This is a genomic window from Pseudomonas sp. NFX5 (assembly GCF_049132125.1).
GTDB lineage: Bacteria > Pseudomonadota > Gammaproteobacteria > Pseudomonadales > Pseudomonadaceae > Aquipseudomonas > Aquipseudomonas marginalis.
Window position 1 is genome coordinate 1 of the sequence record NZ_JAFMZG010000002.1, and the last position, 19,812, is coordinate 19,812.

A 19,812-nucleotide genomic window follows, 5' to 3' on the forward strand; every position below is an offset into this window, starting at 1 on the left:
GTACCTGTGTGATTATCCCTTGGGGAGGCTTGGACGAGGTATGACCCGCGTCCAGGCCTCAAATGTGTAAACGATGTCCCCGGTTTCAGATGTAAACGATGTCTACGGTTCTACACCCCGATGAGGGAGTGTCAGTTGACGCATCTGCCACTGACCCACCGCCATCGGGAGCAAGCCCCCTCCCACAGTTTTGACCGCGCCAGGCGACCTTATACCTTCAGCTGCGCCACCGTCTGATCCTGAGCCTGAGAATGAGCCGACTGATGTACATCGCTCCAAATGTGGGAGGGGGCTTGCCCCCGATGAGGGAGTGTCAGTTGATGCATCTGCCACTGACCCACCGCCATCGGGAGCAAGCCCCCTCCCACAGTTTCGACCGCGCCAGGCGACCTTATACCTTCAGCTGCGCCACCGTCTGATCCTGAGCCTGAGAATGAGCCGACTGATGTACATCGCTCCAAATGTGGGAGGGGGCTTGCCCCCGATGAGGGAGTGTCAGTTGACGCATCTGCCACTGACCCACCGCTATCTGGAGCAAGCCTCACGCGTCACGCTTTACCCACCTCAAGCGCCAGCTGCACCGCGCCATCGACGCTCAAGCCACTGAGCAGCACATGGGGCGCGAGCGCTTCGGGCAGCCCCTGCAACACCTCGCGGGCGTCATGCCGCACACGGGCCAGTACCAGGCGCTTGCCCTCCCCGCGCACCTGGGCAAAAAACGCCGCCAGGGCTTCGATGCTGGTGCCGTCCAGGTCCGGGGATTCTTCCAGGCTCAACACCACCGCCTCGACCGGCGACTGGCGCATCAGGCGCAAGGCCGCGCCAAGGATGCGCTCGGCATTGGCAAAAAATAGCGCTTCGCTGGGCCGCACGATCAATACCCCCGGCACGGCCAGGGCATCGGCATGGTGCTGGCGATCGACAAAGTCATGACTGTCACCCAGGCGCCCCAGCACCTGGATGTCGGCTGAGGACATCTGGCGCAACATCAACATCACACTGATCGCGACCGCGAGCAGCAAACCATCCAGCACACCCAGCACCAGCACTGCCGTTACCGCACAGATCACCAGCACGCGATCGCGCCGCCACAGGAAATAACGCCCGAGCGGCTGCACGCTCAAGCCTCGCCCCAGGGCATAGATGACGACGGCGGCCAGCACCGGCTCCGGCGTGAGCGCGACATAGGGCAGCACCGTCAGCACAATCAGCAGGATCACCAGCGCCGCGACAATCCCCGCCAGGCGCGAATAGGCGCCGGCCGCCTCGTTGGCCGACGTCGCCGAATACCCGGCACCGGCCGGCATGCCGTGGAACAACCCGGAAACCAGGTTGGCCGCGCCCAGCGCCAGCAGGTCACGGTTGGATGACACCCGGTCGCCATGCTTGAGCGCGAACGAACTGATAGAGCCGTAGGACTCCGCATACAGGATCATCACCAGCGCAAACGCCAATTCCCCCAGGCGCAGCCAGTCGGCAAACGGCAGCACCGGCAACTGCCCCAGCTCCAGGCGCAGGTCGATCATGCCAATCTGCGCCACCCCATAGGCCTGCAGGTCCAGGTACTGCCCGGCAACGATGCCGAGCACCACGACCACCAGGCCACCGGGCAGGCGCGGGAGGCGTGCGCACAGCCACAGCACCAGCAATGCCAGCCCCGCCACCAGTGCCGCAGGCCAGTTCCAGCGCGGCAGCTGTTCCAGCAACTGCGGCAGAAAACGGATCAGGTTGTTATCGGTGAGGTGCACACCCACCACACCGGCCAATTGCTTGAGGATGATGGTCAGCGCCAGGCCGAAGGCGAAGCCACGCAACACCGGCTTGGCGATAAACGAGGTGACGCCGCCGAGCTTGAACAGCCCGGCCAACAGGAAAAACACCCCGGTGAGCAACACCAGCCCGAAGGCCAGGGACAGCCTCAGCGCCGGGTCGTCACCCGCCAGGCTCGCCGTGGCCGCCGCCAGCACGGCCGCCGACGACGAAGTGGCCGAGACAATCGCAAAACGGCTGCTGCCGAACAGGCCGTAGCACACCAGCCCGGCAAACAAAGCGATCACCCCGGCCTGGGGCGGCAGCGCGGCAATACTGGAATAGGCCACGGCCTCCGGCAGCAGCAAACCGGCAATGGATAAGCCGGCCAGCAGGTCTTGGATGCGGTTCGACGGTACGGCAACGGGTGCATCGGTTTCAGTCTTCAATCGGCCTAACCCATCCTGGCAAAAAGCGTGGGTAAGCTTAGCCCTCATTGCCCGACTGCGGTTGCGCCACGTCAGCTTTTGCGCAGGCAAAAAAAAGCCGATTCGCGGTGGACGCGAATCGGCTTGCGGGCGTGAGCCCCGGGGTCAGGACAGCAGCGAATAAATCAATGCGGTAATCGCCACCAGGCCCACCGCCGTGACAAACACGTTGGACGCCTGCCCACGGTACCTGGCCATGGCCGGCACCTTGCGGATCGCGTACATCGGCATCAGGAACAGGATCGACGCGATGATCGGCCCGCCCAGAGTCTCGATCATGCCGAGGATGCTCGGGTTCAGCGTGGCAACGATCCAGCACACCACCAGCATGAAGGCGGCGGTCATGCGGTCGAGAGTCTTGGCGGCCGGGCGGCGACCGCTTTTGAGCACCAGGCCCTTGAGGCCTTCGCTGGCGCCGATGTAGTGACCCAGGAACGACTTGGCAATCGCCACGAACGCGATCAACGGCGCGGCAAACGCGATGGTCGGGTTGTTGAAGTGGTTAGCCAGGTACGACAGGATCGACAGGTTCTGCTGTTTGGCTTCAGCCAGTTGCGCCGGCGACAGGGTCAACACGCAACTGAACACGAAGAACAGCACCATCACCACCATCAACAGGTGCGCGCGGGACAGGATCTGCGAACTGCGCTCATCGGCGTGTTCGCCGTACTGGCGCTTCTGGTCGACCGCAAATGCCGAGATGATCGGCGAGTGGTTGAACGAAAACACCATCACCGGAATCGCCAGCCACAGGGTGTTGAGCAGCGCGGACGGCGCCGGTACCACACTGGCGGTGCTGAGGATGCCGCCGTTCCAATGGGGGATCAGGTACACCGCGAGGAACAGCAGGGCGACGATAAACGGGTACACCATCAGGCTCATGGCCTTGACGATCACCTGCTCACCGCAACGCACCACCGCCAGCAGGCCGAGGATCAGCACAAACGCCAGCAACGCCCGTGGCGGCGGCATGATGTGCAACTGGTGCTCCATGAAGCTGCTGACCGTGTTGGTCAGGGCCACGCTGTAGATCAGCAGGATCGGGAAGATCGCGAAGAAGTACAGCAGCGTGATCAACGCACCGGCCTTGACGCCGAAATGCTCTTCGACCACATCGGTGATGTCGGAACCCGCACGACCGGAGAGTACGAAACGGGTCAGGCCACGGTGGGCAAAGAACGTCATCGGGAACGCCAGCACTGCCAGGATCACCAAGGGCCAGAAGCCGCCCAGGCCGGCGTTGATCGGCAGGAACAAGGTACCGGCGCCAATGGCGGTGCCGAACAGGCCAAGCATCCAGGTGGTGTCCTGGCGGCTCCAGCTTGAGAGGGTTGCAGGTGTCGTTGCATAGCGTTCGTCGACGCTATTGGCCTGATCATTCATCCGGTCGGATCTCCGCATTTACACGGCCGGGACGAGTCAGAAAAACCTGACAGGCAGCGCCCCGACCATAGAAGGGGCCGGATTGTCCGGGATTCTCGTGAATAAGCAAAGACTTAGCTGAGGAACGGTTATGCGGTGCAGAGGCTCAAGCGCGGCCCTGGGCAGTCGTTTCGGGGAGCCGCCGCGGGTTTCTCGAGTGGCTGCCAGGCGCCATTGACGAGAGCGATCCATGACTCTAGTCAATAGACTCTCCATACTTTTAGAGAAGTCACCTACAGCAAAAAAAGAAATCTCTCGTATCCAGTTAAAAGTTTAACCACGACGCCTTTGCAATTGTTACACAACCCTACATAGCCATTGAGCAATCGCCAAAAACCCAACTAACATCGCCCCGTTCCAATCGAAGAACAACATGCTTATTTAAAATAACAAGGACTCCAATATGCGAAGACCTACTGTTGTTTTTGCTGGATTATTGATCACGGGCCTACTCTGTTCGTCCGAAAGTTACGCCACTGACGTTCACGCACTGGCGTCCTCGCCTCAATGGCTGACCACCAGGGTTTATATCGAAGGCGAGCCGGACACCGACGTCAAGGCCAGCTACCCTGGGGTGGTAGGCATATCGATGTGGGACCCGCAGCGCAATCGCTATGAGTTCTTCTACACCGATACCGGCCGCTCGAAATACGCCGATGGCGGCGGCGGTTACTTCCTGGTCACCGGCGATAAAAAGACCCATATCCTGGTCCCTGACCTTGGCCCGACCAGAACCATTGTCAGAAGACTCGAAAAACTCGACAGCAGCGAATTCACTTATTCCCGCGAAGTGTCGCGCGACATGGTCAGCACTAACCCGCCCGTTCGAATTTATGTGGTACACGCCCCCTACACCGGCCCCATAAAGACAGTCATGTCGAACTGATTAAACACTCATGTTTAGTGATAAAACCGAATAATAAACAAGGCACCTGATAATGAATATGCGCAAACGGTTAATACCCGCACTGCTGGCCGCGACACTGTTACCCGGTGCAGCGATTGCACACACTTCAACAGCCCTTCCTGCAGAAAACGCTGCTGCCACAGCGGAAAACGCCGTCATGTTGACCGTATTTCTTAAACACGATCAATCACGCCCCTTGAGCGAATTGAAACAACAACTGGCCAAGCAGGAATTTCACAAGGTGTTCCCGCCTGCCGGGGTGGAAGTGCTGAGTTGGAACATCACCATGGGTATCGGGCAGGTCGTCGTGTTGCGCCTGCCAGCGTCGCGCCTGGCGGAAGTCAACCTGGCGATTGAAAACACCGCATGGGGGGTCTACACCACGGAATTCTTCCCCACCTACAATTTCATGCCCATCGCTCAGGCCGAGCAGGAAAAGGCACGACTTAGCCCCCCGCAGTGATCTCCTGCTGGCAGCAGCGCCCCTGTTCCAGCTGGGGCGCAACTTTTTCGGCACCTGATGCATTTGACAGCCTCGCCCCTGTCCCAGCATGATCGAGGCATGACCTTTTTCCAGCAGCTCCTCACCCGCACCACCACCACGACCGCTCCAGGCGGGTCGTGCGGTTGCCGTGGGTGCTCGAGCTAGACACCACCCAGATTCAACCCAAGGCCCCGCCAGCAATGGACGGGGCCTTTTTATTGCTCCGTCGACTGGCACTCACAAGGAGCAATACCATGGCTGACGCCCTGTTGATCATCGATATGCAAACCGGCCTGTACGATGGCCCCGACAAACCCTTTGAACGGGAGCGCGTGCTGGGCACCATCAACTCGTTGATCGGCCGCGCCCGTGAAGCCGGCGCGCCGATCCTGGTCGCCCGCCATACCGGCCCGGCGGGCTCGCCGATAGCTGCGGGCAGTCCGAATTGGCAACTGTGGCAAGGGCTGCAGGTAGACGAGACTCACGACCATCTCTTCGACAAAACCCGCCCCAGTTGCTTCCTGGGTACCGACCTGGCCCGACGACTGCGGGCCCTGGAGGTTAATCGACTGGTGATCGTCGGGATGAAAACCCAGTACTGCATCGACACTACCTGCCGCGTGGCGGTAGAGCTGGGCTTCTCGGTGATCGTGCCTGAAGACGCCCATACCTGCATGGACACCCCGGCGCTGAAGGCCGAGGCGATCATCGCGCATCACAATGCCACGCTGGCGGGGGCGTTCGGGCTGAGTGTGAAAGCCGCTGACGTCCGGTTCTGACCGGTACAGACTGTAGGAGCAAGCGTGCTTGCGCCTGCAGTCGTAGATTTTTTCTACCCGGGCAAAACGCGCCCTGCTGCAAATCCCGCATACTGATGCCCTCAAACCCTTCAGGAAGAGCCTTCCGATGACCACCACTGTTCTGGTTCTGGTTGAAACCATCAATGAATACCTGCAAATCATCGAGAGCAACGACTTTCATGTGATCCTGGCGCCCACACCCAGCGAGCGCGCCCAGGCGATCAAAACCCACGGCGGCCAGATCAAGGCCGTACTGACCCGTGGCCCGCTGGGCCTGTATGCCGAGGAAATCGCCGCCCTGCCACTGCTGGAGATCATCTGCGTGATCGGCGCCGGTTATGAGCATGTCGACCTGCAGGCGGCGAGCAATCGCGGCATCGTGGTCACCAATGGCGCCGGGGTGAATGCGCCGTCGGTGGCCGACCACGCCATGGCGCTGCTGTTGTCGCTGGTGCGCGGCATTCCCCAGACGGACGCAGCGGTACGCCGCAGCGAATGGCCCAAGGTCATGCGCCCGTCCCTGGGCGGCAAGCAATTGGGCATCCTCGGGCTCGGCGCGGTGGGCCTGGAAATCGCCAAGCGCGCGGCCCTGGGCTTTGGCATGGAAGTGAGCTATCACAACCGCCAGCCGCGCGATGATGTGGACTACACCTACTGCGCCACGGCCGTGGAGCTGGCGCGCAGCTCGGATTTCCTGATCCTGGCCACGCCCGGCGGCGCCGGCACGCGCCACTTGATCGACCGCCACGCCCTGGACGCCCTCGGCCCGAACGGTTACCTGGTGAATATCGGCCGTGGCAGCGTGGTGGTCACCGCCGACCTGATCACCGCCCTTGAGCAACGCCGTATCGGTGGCGCGGCGCTGGACGTGTTCGACGATGAACCCAAGGTGCCGGATGCCCTCAAGCGCTTGAGCAATACCGTGCTCACGTCCCATGTAGCCGGGCTGTCACCGGAAGCCGCCCACGACACCGTGCAGCGCGTGGCTGACAACCTGGTGGAGTACTTCGCCGGCCGTCCGGTGCTTACCCCGGTCGTACTGCCCGCGCCCGAAAAATGACCGATCAGGCAGGCTGATCACCCTTCAACACGCTAACCTATTAAGCCGCCCCGACCTTGTCGCTGGGCGGTGGTGCGCATTAGATTAGGAAATAGTCCGACGCCTTTAGAATAAGCAGAAGGGATAAGCATGGCGCTTAACGACCAATCGACCCAGATTCGCCCAGGCGAAGAACTTGATGCCAGCCTGATCGATCCCTACCTCAAGGCCCATATCCCAGGCCTGAGCGGCACGCCCACGATCAGCCAGTTCCCCGGCGGTGCATCCAACCTCACCTACCTGCTGGAATACCCCGGCCAGGAATTCGTGCTGCGCCGCCCGCCCTTTGGCCAGAAGGCCAAGTCCGCCCACGACATGGGCCGCGAATACCGCATTCTCAACCGGCTCAAGGATGGTTTCCCGTATTGCCCCAAGGCCTATGTGCACTGCACCGACGCGTCGGTGATCGGCGCCGAGTTCTATGTGATGGAACGGGTCAACGGCATCATCCTGCGTTCCGACCTGCCCGCCGAACTGGGCCTGGATGCCACCCGGACCGAGGCGTTGTGCAAGAGCTTTATCGACAAGTTCGTCGAACTGCACCAGGTCGACTATCGCGCCTGCGGCCTGGCCGACCTGGGCAAGCCTGAAGGTTATGTGGCACGCCAGATCGGTGGCTGGAGCGACCGCTACGAAAAAGCCCTGACCCCCGACGCCCCCAACTGGGAAAAGGTACGTGCCTGGCTCAACGACAAGATGCCCGCCGACCATCCCACCTCGAGCATCGTGCATAACGACTACCGCTTCGATAACGTGATCCTCGACCCGCATAACCCGATGCAGATCATCGGCGTGCTGGATTGGGAACTGACCACCCTCGGCGACCCGCTGATGGACCTGGGCAACACCCTCGCCTACTGGATCGAAGCCGACGACCCGGCGCCGGTGCAACTGATGCGCCGCCAGCCGAGCAATGCCCCCGGCATGCTCACCCGCCGCCAGTTCGTGGATTACTACGCTGAGCGCGCCGGGATCCAGATCGACAATTTCGACTTCTACTACACCTACGGCCTGTTCCGCCTGGCCGGCATCGTGCAGCAGATCTACTACCGTTTCTTCCACGGCCAGACCCAGGACAAACGCTTTGCACAGTTCATCCACATGAACAAGCTGCTGGAGCAGATGAGCCTGAATGTCATCGGTAAATCAGCCCTCTAAGGAATCGCTAATGTCCAAGACCCACCTGTTCGACCTCGACGGCAAGATTGCCTTTGTGTCCGGCGCCAGCCGTGGCATCGGTGAAGCCATCGCCAAGCTGCTGGCCCAGCAAGGCGCCCACGTGATCGTCTCGAGCCGCAAGCTCGAAGGCTGCCAGCATGTGGCGGATGCAATCATCGCCGACGGCGGCAAGGCCACGGCGATTGCCTGCCATATCGGTGAAATGGAGCAGATTACCCAGGTGTTCGCCGGCATCCGCGAACAGTTCGGCCGCCTGGATATCCTGGTCAACAATGCCGCGACCAACCCGCAGTTCTGCAACGTGTTGGACACCGACCTCGGCGCCTTCCAGAAGACCGTTGACGTGAACATTCGCGGCTACTTCTTCATGTCGGTGGAAGCCGGCAAGCTGATGCGCGAGAACGGCGGCGGCAGCATCATCAACGTGGCGTCGATCAACGGCATTTCGCCGGGCGTGTTCCAGGGCATCTACTCGGTGACCAAGGCCGCCGTGATCAACATGACCAAGGTGTTCGCCAAGGAATGCGCCGAGTTCGGCATTCGTTGCAACGCCCTGTTGCCGGGCCTGACCGACACCAAGTTCGCCTCGGCGCTGGTGAAGAACGACGCGATCCTGAAAATGGCCCTGGCGCAGATCCCGCTCAAGCGCGTGGCCGACCCGAGCGAGATGGCCGGTGCGGTGCTGTACCTGGCCAGCGATGCGTCGAGCTACACCACCGGTGTGTCGCTGAATGTGGATGGCGGCTTCCTGTCCTGAACACGTGCCTGGGAGCAGGTGCGCTTGCTCCCAGGCATACCGGCACGACTAGAAGTCCACGGGGCTCATGTCAATCTTGAACATGACAAGTTTGCCGTCCTTGGACGTCGCGCCTAATAACTTGAATAACTGGCCACGCCACAACGCGTCGGAAACGCGCCTGGCCGCCGGCGTATCGGGTTGGGATAACGCCAGCACTTGCCGCACCCAACTGTCGGTCATTTGACGTGAGTTTGTCGTCCCTCCCAGGCTGACGTTGGCAAGCTCGCCGGCAGAGGTATGACTGACATGCTTGGCTTCCAGAATGTAGATATCGCCTGCCGGGCCTTCAAACACCCGATCAAAGCCATTCTGTCCGCCTCCGTAGGTTCCGCCGGGAAGTACCGTATAGCCATCTTCCGTCAACCGGGCCTCATACATCGCTTCGTTCACTTCGCCCTTGCGTTTGTTGTCCCGGGCAGCGTCTTTTTCCCGCCACGTCTCAAGTAATTTCTCTTCGGCCACCGACCGTCTTCTGTCGGGATAGTGCAGTTGCATCGTTCGGCTGATACGCGCCACATTGAAGTTTCCGTCTTTTGAGCAACTGACCGTGCCCAAACCTTGAAACCCATCGAATATCGGCATCCCCGGCGGCAATGGGCGTCGGCTTTTCAAGGCGCTGCAGATGGAAGCCAGACAGTCATACGGGTAACCATTGCGCCAGATATAGGCATCGATCAGCCGGCCTTTTTGCGCGGTTGGCGCACTGCGGACAGTCGGCTCGCAAAACCCGACTATTTGCCGCAAGTAGCCCTGCATGTAGTGATAAACCCGCTGGTCGATACTGCTGTTGAGCAGATCGACTGCCCCCACACGCCCGGCATAACCTTTGATATTCCGCGCCGCTTGAAAAAGATTCGAGAGTTGATCGACAGCCAGCATCGGCACCCAGCTATCGGGCGCGCCACCCATTTCAATAAAAATCCCTGCCCCGCCATGCCCGCCCGCCTCCATCAACTTCCAACGCAGCCTTGCACTATCGAAGCTCACGGAGCAAAAGCCGGTGTCCACCGGCAAATAATGTCGGTTGTCGTTTAACCTGAACAGGCCATCCGGTTCGATACGCCCGGCGTTTACCAGATTGCCTCCCGCCCCCACAGCAAACAGATGGGGTAGCGCATTCGGCACGGCACCTGATGGGTTGCCATAATTGGCATCCATAAAATATTGCTCAGCCCCGATCATGAAGGCTCTCTTGCCCGGGAACGCCAGGGTGTTGGTGGGGGCCGGACTCACCGGCAACGTGTAAAGCCCCAGGTCCCATACCGGATCAATACGCTGGGTCGCCGACAAGCTCACACTGCTCAGTGGGGCGGTCAGCGAGGAAGACGAAGCACTGTGGCTCAGTGACGACGCCGATGAGCTATGACTCAGGCTCGGGGAAGACGAGGACGAACTGGCCGCAGAGTGACTGCGCCAGGTGTTCGTCTGCGGCACCCGGTGCAGTGCCAGGCCTTGTGGCAAACGCGAATCCGGCGGTCTTTCACGCCATTCCCCGGTCTGCGGATCGCGCACCGCCAGGACGGTGGTGCCGTCGTCCAGGTTCAGGTAAGTGCGCGAATCATATTCACGCAACCCCGTAGCGGGATCAGGCGCCGGTATGGGGTCACCCAGGGCGGCGAAAATGGCGTCTCGGGTGACGGCGGGGGGCGTGGGCAGATCAGTCATGCGCTGATAAGTCGCGCTCGGAACCGCTGCGGATGGCGTGTTGCGCACGGGTATCGCTTCAGGCGGCAGGGGCCCGCCGGCAAAATCAACCACAGGAAACGCGGTACGCGCACTGGGTGCTGCGCCGCTGGGGCGATCGACCGGACGCCCTGTAACCGGTGGCACGGAAGGGGAAGTAAATTGCTTCATAGAATGTCCTTGGACTATGTTGTTCAGCCACCCGTCAGAACCACCTCGGCTGCTGATGGGTTCAGGTTGAAACAGCCAGCTCCTCACTGGATAGCCGCCGATGCCTGTCAGCCTCCAGCCTCCAGCAATCCGCCATGACGTCGTAGTAAACGGTGCCCGTTGTCCCATCGGCCATGCCGATGCCGGTCACGTTGATGGTTGGCGTAAACACGGCGGCTCTTTGCCGGTGGTGACGCAAGGACTTCAACAGTTGCGCAATCGAACTATTGCCCGAGGCAGCGACCCTGGCGAGATACACCTTGCCAAGGTCCAGTCTGACGTCGAAACGCCCGCCGTCCTTTGAATGAATCCGGATGTTTTCCAAGGGCACGTCGGGGTCGTCATACCGGGGGACCCGAATCGACACGCTGCCCACCTTGATGTGACCGGGGCTGACAACAATGCTGTCGAGCCGGATATCTTCCGCCAGCGCTGTACAAAAGAAGTCCCAGGTCGATGCATCGGACTCTTTATTCAGCGCCTGCGGTGTTGACAGCTCAACGATCGCCCAGGACGTCAGATAGATTTCGTACACCCCGCCCCGTCCGCATAACACACAGGTTGCCAGGTGAGGGGCCGCGCCCAGGTGCACCCGTTGTGAGTGAGCGGTCAGATTCAGGCTTTTAGGCCTGCGCGGCCTCAAGAACGGGTAGTGCCCGTACCTCAGGTTCAGAGAAGCCATTGCGTCCTTGATTTTGTAACCCGGGCTGGCGAAATCACTGACGTAAGACTGCACCGGCGGTAATAGCCGGTACGAAACACCGTCGCGCATCACCACGACAAATTCGGCCTTCAACCTCAAGGCTGACGCCTGTAATGAACCGCCCACGCTCGTCCACGTCGCTGAGGGTTGCGCTGCGTATTCGTCGAGATACAGCGTGCGGCCATCAGCCCACTCAAACTTTATCTTCGCGTCCGTGTAATCCAGGTAGTCGAAGTGGCTCCGGCGTCGCGTGGCCACATGATAGGTCGTATACACCCCTGCCAATTCCTGGCTGTCATAGTCCACATACACACAGCATCGGCCCTGTTCCTGGCTTGCATGCGCATCAATGGCCGTCATCCCGTAGCCGCGGCTGACAAAGTAACTGGACGTGCCTGCCGCCAAGGCAACCGACTGACCGGGTCCCAGAATAATCGGGGAGATCCTGGGGCCGGGAGGCGCCAGCACTTCCATGCTCACCTGCGGCTCCCCGGTCGGGTCCAACGTTTCAGGCAACAAGGGCGCTATTCGATAGCCGTCCTGGGTGAGAAAGCTGAAAAGCGCGTTGGCCAGGTGGCGTTTACCCTCGCGTAGCGTGTAGACATTTTCGATCCCGACACAAGGGCCCGGCAGTTCACCGTCCAGCCCCAGGGTAGACGCCACCTTCAGAGCGTTGCCCGAGATCCACCAGCGTTGAATCCGGCTGAAGGGCCAGTTGAGCATGATGAGGCTGCGCTGCTGGCCGTCCTCCTCGATAACCACGTCCTTGGCGCTCTCAAGAATCTCGAAGTAATCGGCGCCTGGCCCGCCATTCACCCTGGCGCTGCCCCGCTGTATCAACAACTGGTCGTCTCCGGCCATTGCGTGGGCCTGGTCGTACTCCCCCTTCAGGACAATACGGTTGGCCTCGTTACTGCCGGTAATCACGCTGGAAGCGCCGGCAAGGGACGCAACATTTTCAATGCTCCACAACCCCATGCACTTGAGACCGTCGCGGCCATTGTCGGTCATCAACGTCACGCTGCCCGCCCCCAGGTTGACGTTGAAGCCTGCTGCACGCGGCCCCGGCGTCTCGCCGAGAAAGCTCAGGGTGTCAGCCCCGGTACCGCCCACCAACACCGAGATCGGCACCCGCCCTTCTGCGCCAGAAAAAGTATCCGGCGGTACCTCGAACATGAATTCGTCGTCCTGGCTGCCGCCCACCAGGTGCTTGCGGCCACCGCTGTAACGAAAGTGGTTCGGGCGGGTGGGCACGCCCAACACCGAGTCATCCCCGCCACCCAGCAGCCAGAGCACACCTTTTTCGGGGCCCTTCGCCCCCCAGGTGGCTTCGGGCAATAAATCGACGGCCCCCTCCTTGCTCGCGTCGAAGTAGTCATCCACCTCATGGATGACCGGTTCACGCACCAGCGTGTGAGGCGCCTCACCCGCCTGCTCATCCCATTGATGTTTCCAGTGCCGTATCGTCTGCAGGCGGACCTCGAACCTGCCATTGACGATGGCCTGCACACTGTTCTTCATCTCTGCGCCAAGCAATGCCCGGGCTTGGGCCTTGAGGCTTTCTGCGTAGGCAGTGCGCGCGCGGCTGGTCTTGTAGCGATCGAGTACGCTGTCATCCAACTCCACACCGGCAAACGCGAACCAGCCAGTGCGCAGACGCTCGAGGGTGCTCAGCTCGATGTAATCATCGATCTCATCCACCACTCGACACGCGGCATAAATCCGCGCGCCGACAATCAGCACCGCTGCGGCGATAAGGCCCACGGGCCCGGCCGCGCCGAAGCCCGCCAACGCCGAGACGCCCAGTGCAAGACTGAGGGTTGCGCTGACGAGACTGAAACCGGCCTCGACGTAGAGATCCTGCGCCTGTTTGCCTTTTGCTTTCAGCGCGTTTGAAAGCGCAATGAGCGCCTGGGCAATATCAAAAGGCACGGTCAATACCGAGGCGATCAATCCGGCACCACGGCGCAACAGCAACCCCGCGCGTGATGCGCAGAATCCGCGATAAACCGTATGGCCGGCGCTCATCATTTTCTGGCCGATACGCTCCAACGCCAACTCCACACCGAGGGACGCCACTTCTGCGGAAAAGGCGCCGCCCTCGAACAACAGCTCGCCCGTATCCCCCGTTCTGAGCGCTTCGCCTATGCCTCGAATGGCACTGTAAAAACCGTAGAGCTGCAGCCCGACTCCCAAGGTTTGCGCACTCCCGCTCCTGAGCTTATCGGCCCAGCCGGGCAGGCTTTCCATGGCACTCACGTCGTTGAGGTTGACGCTCTGTACCCGCCGCAGCAATCGATCGAGTTTGACAATCGCCTCGTCCGAAGCATCCGGCGGGCTCAACATGCCGGGCGCCCACTCCGAACGCAATGACGCCAGTTCAAACAGTGCGGCAGTGGCCTGGTCACAGCTTTCACCGCTGGCGGACGTCATATACGCTTTAAGGTGCACGGCAGAAAACGTGATCTGATCGATCAATGCCTGATCAGCTTCCTTGACGCGATACCGCTCCACATCAAGTTCCGCGCCCTCCAGGCGCGCGCCCATGCTATCCAGGGCCACGCGGCCAACCGAAGTCTCACCGATACCCATCGGGCCCCATGCAGTATCCAGATCCATCAAGGTCTGTTGACGCAGCGGTAAGACCGACGCGCCGTCGTCCTGCAACTCTTCCATTACGGCACTCCAGTCACTGACGAAGCACGCTTCGTCGTTATCAACGCGAACACCCTGTGTGCGCACTGCGTCGATACTGAAGTGTTGAGGGATGAACCTGGGGTGCATAGGTAGAGCGCGGGTGAATATCCCGCTCAAGCATTCGGCGGTTGCTGGCGAAAACTCACCGCCAGGCGGTTCCAGCCACTGATGCTGGAGACCGCCATGGTCAGGTCCACCAGTTCCTGTTCGCTGAATTCCTCGCGCACGGCGCTGAAAAGTTCGTCCGAAACACTGGAAGTCGGCAGCATCGCCACCGATTCGCACCAGGCCAATGCCGCCTTCTCCCGCGGCGTAAAGAACGGCGAGTCACGCCATACGCATAGCGCGAACAAGCGTCGCTCCGTTTCGCCGCGCTGACGCGCCGCCATCGAATGCATATCGGTGCAAAAGCCGCAGTGGTTGAGCTGCGAAACGCGGATCTTGATGAGTTCCAGCAGCGGCCGCTCGATGGACAGGCCAAAGGTGTTCGCCTCCAGCAGCAACATGCCCTTGAGCGCTTGCGGTGACGCGGTGTAGTAGTCCAGACGGGATTCCATGGGCAGCTCTCGGGGCAATGACCGTTCAGCCTAGAACTCTCACGGTGTCAGCCCTATAGCCAATCCGACGGTTTACCCAGGGACCATTTTGAGCGCACCTCGCGAGCGAGTAACCTTGGCGCAGAGCGAAGACCCCGGGATAAAACATGGAACTGCACGTCGTCATCAATGGCCGCAAGGATCTGGCCGAACAGCTGTACCAGCAGTTGCGCGAGGCCATTGGCTCCGGGCGCCTGGCCGCCGGTGCGCAACTGCCGCCCAGCCGCTTGCTGGCCGAACAACTGGGGGTATCCCGCAAGACCGTATCCGACACCTACGCGACCCTGACCTACGAAGGCCTGCTGGTCGGCAAGACCGGCCGCGGCACCTTCGTCAACGCCCGTACGCCGCAGACCGGGCGCCTGCAAACTGCTACCGACCTGGCCTGCGCCGCCAACCTGGCGAAGTGGCAGTCACTGCCCTCGCCCATGCGCCACCCCACTCGCGACAGCACGTTGCGCTACGAATTTATCGGCGGCGCCACCAGCCGCAACCAGTTCCCCCAGGATGAATGGCGGCGCTGCACCCAGGACGCGTTGCGGCGCATCGCCCGGGACAGCGGGTTCTACAGCCAGCCGGAAGGGTTGCCGGCCCTGCGCAGCGCGATCGCCGGGCATATCGCGTTTTCCCGTGGGGTCCAATGCCGCGACAGCGACATCGTCGTCACCAACGGCGCGCAGCAGGCCCTGGACCTCATCGCCCGCGTGGTGCTGGAACCGGGCAGCATCGTCGCCATGGAAGACCCCGGCTACAGCCCTGCGCGCCAGTTATTCATGGCGATGGGCGCGCGGGTCATCGGTGTTCCCGTCGATGAGCAAGGCATCCAGGTCGACCGGATCCCCGATGGCGCACGGCTGATCTACGTCACGCCCTCCCACCAGTTCCCCCTCGGCATGCCCATGAGCCTGTCACGTCGGGAAGCGCTGCTGGCGCGGGCCTTCGAGCTGGGTGCGATCATCATAGAGGACGACTACGACAGCGAGTTCCGCTACGAAGGCCGGCCCACCGACTCACTGCAAAGCATGGACAGCCGTGGCGTGGTCACCTACGTCGGCACCTTCTCCAAAACCCTGTTGCCCGAACTGCGCCTGGGTTATGCGGTGCTGCCGCCGGCGATCTACGGCGCGGTGCTCAAGGCCAAGCAATTGACCGACCAGCACAGCTCCACGTTGCCGCAATGGGCACTGGCCAAGTTCATCAGCGAAGGTTATTTGCTCAAGCATATTCGCCGCTGCCACACCGTGTACGCCGGGCGCCGCGAGCGCATTTTGCAGCGCCTGGCGGGCGACCTGTCACCATGGTTCGAAGCGGTGCCCACCGTCGCCGGGTTCCATATGGCGGCGTTGTGCAAAGTACCGGTGAATATCCCGTTGCTGATGGAATTGGCACGCCAGGTGGAAGTCGGCCTGTACCCGCTGGACGTGTTCTTCCACGACACGCCGGTGCGCCCAGGCCTGATCATCGGGTTTGGGGCCATCGAGACCCTCGACATCGACCCGGCGCTGGACAAGGTGCGCGATATTCTCCAGCAGATTGGCTAGGGGGTTTTCCGAGGGATTGGTCATTGGTCCTGGCGCGTCGAGGCTCTAGCCTGTGCGCTGACACCCGACCTCGGAGACCATCGCCATGCCCGACCGTGCCTTCAACACTGTTCATGTCCGCGCGGCTGCCGGGCGCTCCAGGGAACTGGGCGAGCGCCTGCGGCAGATCGCCGAGCTCGTGCGCGCCACCCCAGGCTGCCTCGATTACGCCGTACAGCGCAGCCCGGTGGACCCCGACCTCTGGACCGTCAATGGCTGCTGGGCCGGTGCCGAACCGCTCAACGCACACTTCGGGCTGCCGGCCCTGCAAGGCTTTATCGAGCTGGCCTCGGCAAACCTGGCGAGCCGGCTTGCGTTCGACCATTGATGGGATTGGCCTCATCACCAATCAGCAGCATGGGTGAAGCCCCCTCCCACCGTCAGCGGCTCACGGGCGCTTGAACTGGCGACGCAGTTCTTCGATCTTTGGGCGGCACACGCACCCATCAAGGTGATCATTGACCATCCCCATCGCTTGCATCAGCGCATACATCGTGGTCGGCCCGACGAACGTCCAGCCGCGTTTCTTCAAGGCCTTGGACAGGCGCACCGAGGCCGGCGAGGTGGGATTGCCCGTCCAGTAAGCCAGGTCCACCACTGCCGGGCGCTCTTCAGGGCCGGGTTCGAACGCCCATAACCACTGCGCCAGCGAGCCGGTTTCAGCCACCAGCTCGCACGCCCGGCGGGCGTTGTTGATGGTGGAAACGATCTTCGCCCGATTACGCACGATGCCCGGATCCTGCATCAACCGCGCGATATCTGCCTCGCCGTACTGCGCCACCCGGCGAAAATCAAAACCGTCGAATGCCGCCCTGAACGGCTCGCGCTTGCGCAGGATGGTGATCCAGGCCATGCCGGCCTGGAAGCCTTCCAGGCAGATCTTCTCGTACAGCTGAACATCATCCGCCACCGGTACGCCCCACTCGTGGTCGTGATAACGGAGGTATTCCGGCGCGGTCGTACGCCAGGTGCAGTGGGTCAGCCCGGTGTCGTCAGTGGTCAGTCCTGGTTTGTCCATCCATCACCTCATGTGCCAGGCGGCGGATGATAAGCGAAAAAATTTGCGCCCCGCCAACCGCTCAAGCATCAACCTTCGCGACCAACTGGTCAGACCGGGACCTGCCAACCGCCGAATTTTTACTTGTGATTTCAAAAATACCTGGCCTAGACTGGCGACGCACTGGACTTACCGGTATGACCACAACAATTAAGCCCTGGAACCACCGGGGCACCGAATAGAGATCCCTCCCATGCTCAGATGGTGCTCGCGTTCGATTTTCCTGCAAGTCGTGATTGGCCTGATGCTCGGCATCGTGTGCGGCCTGGCCCTTCCCGAATTCTCCTCGCAACTCAAACCCCTGGGTGACGGCTTTATCAAGCTGATCAAGATGCTGATCGGCCTGATCGTGTTCTGCGTGGTGGTCAGTGGTATTTCCGGGGCCGGCGACTTGAAGAAGGTCGGGCGCATCGGCCTCAAGTCGGTGATCTACTTTGAAGTGCTCACCACCATCGCCCTGGTGATCGGCCTGGTCATGGCCTTCAGCACCGGGATCGGCACCGGCGCCAATATCCATCTGGAACAGCTCTCCTCCGCCGGTCTCAATGAACTGGCCGACAAGGGCCAGCACATCAAGGGCACCAGCCAGTTCCTGATGGACCTGATCCCCAACTCGGTGATCGGCGCCTTTGCCGACAACAATGTCCTGCAAGTGCTGCTGTTTTCGGTGCTGTTCGGCAGCGCGTTGAACCTGGTGGGCGAAGCGGCCTCCGGTATCACTCGGCTGATCAATGAACTGAGCCATGTGATTTTCCGCATCATGGGCATGATCGTGCGCCTGGCGCCCATCGGCGTGTTTGGTGCGATCGCCTTCACCACCAGCACCTACGGGCTGGACTCCCTGCAACACCTGGGCAGCCTGGTGGGCCTGTTCTACCTGACCTGCCTTGCCTTCGTCGCGCTGATCCTCGGCGTGGTGATGCGCCTGTCAGGCCTGCGCATGCTGCCGCTGCTCAAGTACCTGCGTGAAGAACTGCTGATCGTGATGGGCACCGCTTCCTCCGACGCGGTGCTGCCGCAGGTCATGCGCAAACTCGAACACCTGGGCATCGGCAGCTCCACCGTGGGCCTGGTGATTCCCACCGGGTACTCGTTCAACCTCGACGGTTTCTCGATCTACCTGACCCTGGCCATCGTGTTTATCGCCAATGCCACCGGCACGCCGCTGTCGATGACCGATCTGCTGACCATCCTGCTGGTGTCGCTGATCACCTCCAAGGGCGCCCACGGTATTCCCGGCTCGGCCCTGGTGATCCTGGCGGCGACGCTCACGGCGATCCCGGCGATTCCAGTGGTCGGCCTGGTGCTGGTGTTGGCGGTGGACTGGTTCATGGGTATCGGTCGCGCCTTGACCAACCTGATCGGCAACTGCGTCGCCACCGTGGCCATTGCCCGTTGGGAAAAAGACATCGATATCCAACGCGCCAACAAGGTGCTCGACGGCCAGCAAGGCTATGCCTTCCAGGCCAGGAAGCCGGTAGTGCCGGTCCACCAGGAATTCTAATGCTGTCTCATGGGCAACACTGGCTAATGTGGGAGGGGGCTTGCCCCCGATGAGGACGGTCAGTTGATCTATCTGTAACTGATCCACCGCTATCGGGGGCAAGCCCCCTCCCACACTGGATTCGCCCCATCAAGGAACCATCGACGTGATCAGCACCTCAACCGTCGTCAATTCAGTCGTAGAAAAACTCCGCGCCGCACTCAAGCAGGGTCAGTGGCGCCGGGGCGAAATGCTCCCGGGCCAGCGCGAACTGGCCGAACAGCTGGGTATCAGCCGCCCCAGCCTGCGCGAAGCGGTGATCGTGCTCGAAACCCTCGGCCTGGTGCGCTCCATGCCCGGCAAAGGTGTGGTCGTGCTGGAAACCAGCGTCAGCGAACCACAATCGAGCGACGCCGTGGCCGATGCCAGCCTCGAAGACATCCTGCAACTGCGCTACACCCTCGAACCCTTTATCGTCGGCCTGGTGGCCCAGTCCATCAGCAGCAAGGAAGTCGGCCAATTGCGCCTGACCCTGATGGACATGCGCGAAGCCCTGGATGCCGGTGACGCCGAAGCCGGCATGAACGCTTACCTCGACTTTCATGAGGAACTGTTCGCGCTCACCGCCAACCCGATCTTCCAGAACGTGGTGCAGCAAACCAGCACCGCCCTCAAGCAAAGCGCCCAGGTACTGCGCAATTCCCCCGAGCACCTGGCGGAACGCCTGCAGGAAAATGAAGCAGTGGTACGCGCCATCCGCAACAAGAACAGCGCCCTGGCCAGTGCCGAGATGCGTCGGCACATCCTCCAGGAAGGCCTGCGCATGGGCATTCACTTGAACATTCCGGACGACCATCTCGGCAACTGATTTTTTGG

The 19,812-nt window shown here is 61.3% G+C and carries 16 protein-coding genes; 10 read left to right on the forward strand and 6 right to left on the reverse strand.

Annotated features, from left to right (window positions below):
- Nucleotides 1-548: 548 nt before the first annotated feature.
- Together J1N02_RS00160 and J1N02_RS00165 are read right to left on the reverse strand one after the other, a co-directional pair.
- Nucleotides 549-2,198: a SulP family inorganic anion transporter gene (locus J1N02_RS00160; RefSeq protein WP_092356857.1), complete on the reverse strand. Its 1,650-nt coding sequence runs from the start codon at nucleotides 2,196-2,198 to the stop codon at nucleotides 549-551.
- Nucleotides 2,199-2,342: 144 nt separating this feature from the next.
- Nucleotides 2,343-3,620 (reverse strand): serine/threonine transporter, encoded by a 1,278-nt coding sequence (locus J1N02_RS00165; RefSeq protein ID WP_027608552.1) that lies wholly within the window; start codon nucleotides 3,618-3,620, stop codon nucleotides 2,343-2,345.
- A 442-nt stretch (nucleotides 3,621-4,062) separates the two neighbouring features.
- Here J1N02_RS00165 and J1N02_RS00170 point away from each other — a divergent pair, with 442 nt between their 5' ends.
- From J1N02_RS00170 to J1N02_RS00195, 6 genes are all read left to right on the forward strand, one after another.
- A complete protein-coding gene (locus J1N02_RS00170; protein WP_027608553.1) occupies nucleotides 4,063-4,545 on the forward strand; it encodes a DUF4822 domain-containing protein in 483 nt (160 codons plus the stop codon).
- 52 nt (nucleotides 4,546-4,597) lie between these two features.
- Complete coding sequence (locus J1N02_RS00175) at nucleotides 4,598-5,029, forward strand: hypothetical protein (protein ID WP_421147034.1); 432 nt, start codon at nucleotides 4,598-4,600, stop codon at nucleotides 5,027-5,029.
- A 275-nt stretch (nucleotides 5,030-5,304) separates the two neighbouring features.
- Nucleotides 5,305-5,829 carry a cysteine hydrolase family protein gene (locus J1N02_RS00180; RefSeq protein WP_027608555.1) on the forward strand — a complete coding sequence of 175 codons (525 nt, stop codon included), beginning with the start codon at nucleotides 5,305-5,307 and terminating at the stop codon, nucleotides 5,827-5,829.
- 127 nt (nucleotides 5,830-5,956) lie between these two features.
- Nucleotides 5,957-6,910, forward strand: coding sequence for a 2-hydroxyacid dehydrogenase (locus J1N02_RS00185; protein WP_092356854.1), 954 nt, complete (start codon nucleotides 5,957-5,959; stop codon nucleotides 6,908-6,910).
- Nucleotides 6,911-7,039: 129 nt separating this feature from the next.
- Nucleotides 7,040-8,107 (forward strand): phosphotransferase family protein, encoded by a 1,068-nt coding sequence (locus J1N02_RS00190; protein WP_414887129.1) that lies wholly within the window; start codon nucleotides 7,040-7,042, stop codon nucleotides 8,105-8,107.
- Between the two features lie 10 nt (nucleotides 8,108-8,117).
- Nucleotides 8,118-8,885 (forward strand): SDR family oxidoreductase, encoded by a 768-nt coding sequence (locus tag J1N02_RS00195; protein ID WP_027608558.1) that lies wholly within the window; start codon nucleotides 8,118-8,120, stop codon nucleotides 8,883-8,885.
- Between the two features lie 48 nt (nucleotides 8,886-8,933).
- Here J1N02_RS00195 and J1N02_RS00200 read toward each other — a convergent pair whose 3' ends face one another.
- The 3 genes from J1N02_RS00200 to J1N02_RS00210 all read right to left on the reverse strand — a co-directional run bounded on the left by J1N02_RS00200 (nucleotide 8,934) and on the right by J1N02_RS00210 (nucleotide 14,777).
- Nucleotides 8,934-10,781 carry a hypothetical protein gene (locus J1N02_RS00200; protein ID WP_414887128.1) on the reverse strand — a complete coding sequence of 616 codons (1,848 nt, stop codon included), beginning with the start codon at nucleotides 10,779-10,781 and terminating at the stop codon, nucleotides 8,934-8,936.
- Nucleotides 10,782-10,842: 61 nt separating this feature from the next.
- Nucleotides 10,843-14,199: a hypothetical protein gene (locus J1N02_RS00205; protein ID WP_141543014.1), complete on the reverse strand. Its 3,357-nt coding sequence runs from the start codon at nucleotides 14,197-14,199 to the stop codon at nucleotides 10,843-10,845.
- Nucleotides 14,200-14,333: 134 nt separating this feature from the next.
- Nucleotides 14,334-14,777: a carboxymuconolactone decarboxylase family protein gene (locus tag J1N02_RS00210; protein ID WP_027608560.1), complete on the reverse strand. Its 444-nt coding sequence runs from the start codon at nucleotides 14,775-14,777 to the stop codon at nucleotides 14,334-14,336.
- Nucleotides 14,778-14,923: 146 nt separating this feature from the next.
- On the opposite strand from J1N02_RS00210, the gene J1N02_RS00215 reads away from it, so the two are divergent.
- Complete coding sequence (locus tag J1N02_RS00215; protein WP_169899365.1) at nucleotides 14,924-16,357, forward strand: PLP-dependent aminotransferase family protein; 1,434 nt, start codon at nucleotides 14,924-14,926, stop codon at nucleotides 16,355-16,357.
- Nucleotides 16,358-16,442: 85 nt separating this feature from the next.
- A complete protein-coding gene (locus J1N02_RS00220) occupies nucleotides 16,443-16,724 on the forward strand; it encodes a putative quinol monooxygenase (protein WP_092356842.1) in 282 nt (93 codons plus the stop codon).
- Nucleotides 16,725-16,784: 60 nt separating this feature from the next.
- Here J1N02_RS00220 and J1N02_RS00225 read toward each other — a convergent pair whose 3' ends face one another.
- A complete protein-coding gene (locus J1N02_RS00225; RefSeq protein ID WP_098479318.1) occupies nucleotides 16,785-17,414 on the reverse strand; it encodes a DNA-3-methyladenine glycosylase I in 630 nt (209 codons plus the stop codon).
- Nucleotides 17,415-17,631: 217 nt separating this feature from the next.
- On the opposite strand from J1N02_RS00225, the gene J1N02_RS00230 reads away from it, so the two are divergent.
- Both J1N02_RS00230 and J1N02_RS00235 read left to right on the forward strand, forming a co-directional pair.
- The gene (locus J1N02_RS00230) at nucleotides 17,632-18,957 is read left to right on the forward strand and encodes a C4-dicarboxylate transporter DctA (protein ID WP_169899436.1); all 1,326 of its coding nucleotides are present in this window, start codon (nucleotides 17,632-17,634) and stop codon (nucleotides 18,955-18,957) included.
- Nucleotides 18,958-19,102: 145 nt separating this feature from the next.
- Complete coding sequence (locus J1N02_RS00235) at nucleotides 19,103-19,804, forward strand: FadR/GntR family transcriptional regulator (protein WP_027608565.1); 702 nt, start codon at nucleotides 19,103-19,105, stop codon at nucleotides 19,802-19,804.
- The last annotated feature ends 8 nt before the right edge of the window (nucleotides 19,805-19,812 follow it).

Coding starts and splice junctions, on each gene's coding strand:
- J1N02_RS00175 (WP_421147034.1), top strand. CDS start 4,598: ATGAATATGCGCAAACGGTTAATACCCGCACTGCTGGCCGCGACACTG.
- J1N02_RS00220 (WP_092356842.1), top strand. CDS start 16,443: ATGCCCGACCGTGCCTTCAACACTGTTCATGTCCGCGCGGCTGCCGGG.
- J1N02_RS00205 (WP_141543014.1), bottom strand. CDS start 14,199: ATGGAAGAGTTGCAGGACGACGGCGCGTCGGTCTTACCGCTGCGTCAA.
- J1N02_RS00225 (WP_098479318.1), bottom strand. CDS start 17,414: ATGGACAAACCAGGACTGACCACTGACGACACCGGGCTGACCCACTGC.
- J1N02_RS00195 (WP_027608558.1), top strand. CDS start 8,118: ATGTCCAAGACCCACCTGTTCGACCTCGACGGCAAGATTGCCTTTGTG.
- J1N02_RS00185 (WP_092356854.1), top strand. CDS start 5,957: ATGACCACCACTGTTCTGGTTCTGGTTGAAACCATCAATGAATACCTG.
- J1N02_RS00200 (WP_414887128.1), bottom strand. CDS start 10,781: ATGAAGCAATTTACTTCCCCTTCCGTGCCACCGGTTACAGGGCGTCCG.
- J1N02_RS00165 (WP_027608552.1), bottom strand. CDS start 3,620: ATGAATGATCAGGCCAATAGCGTCGACGAACGCTATGCAACGACACCT.
- J1N02_RS00190 (WP_414887129.1), top strand. CDS start 7,040: ATGGCGCTTAACGACCAATCGACCCAGATTCGCCCAGGCGAAGAACTT.
- J1N02_RS00210 (WP_027608560.1), bottom strand. CDS start 14,777: ATGGAATCCCGTCTGGACTACTACACCGCGTCACCGCAAGCGCTCAAG.
- J1N02_RS00180 (WP_027608555.1), top strand. CDS start 5,305: ATGGCTGACGCCCTGTTGATCATCGATATGCAAACCGGCCTGTACGAT.
- J1N02_RS00215 (WP_169899365.1), top strand. CDS start 14,924: ATGGAACTGCACGTCGTCATCAATGGCCGCAAGGATCTGGCCGAACAG.
- J1N02_RS00170 (WP_027608553.1), top strand. CDS start 4,063: ATGCGAAGACCTACTGTTGTTTTTGCTGGATTATTGATCACGGGCCTA.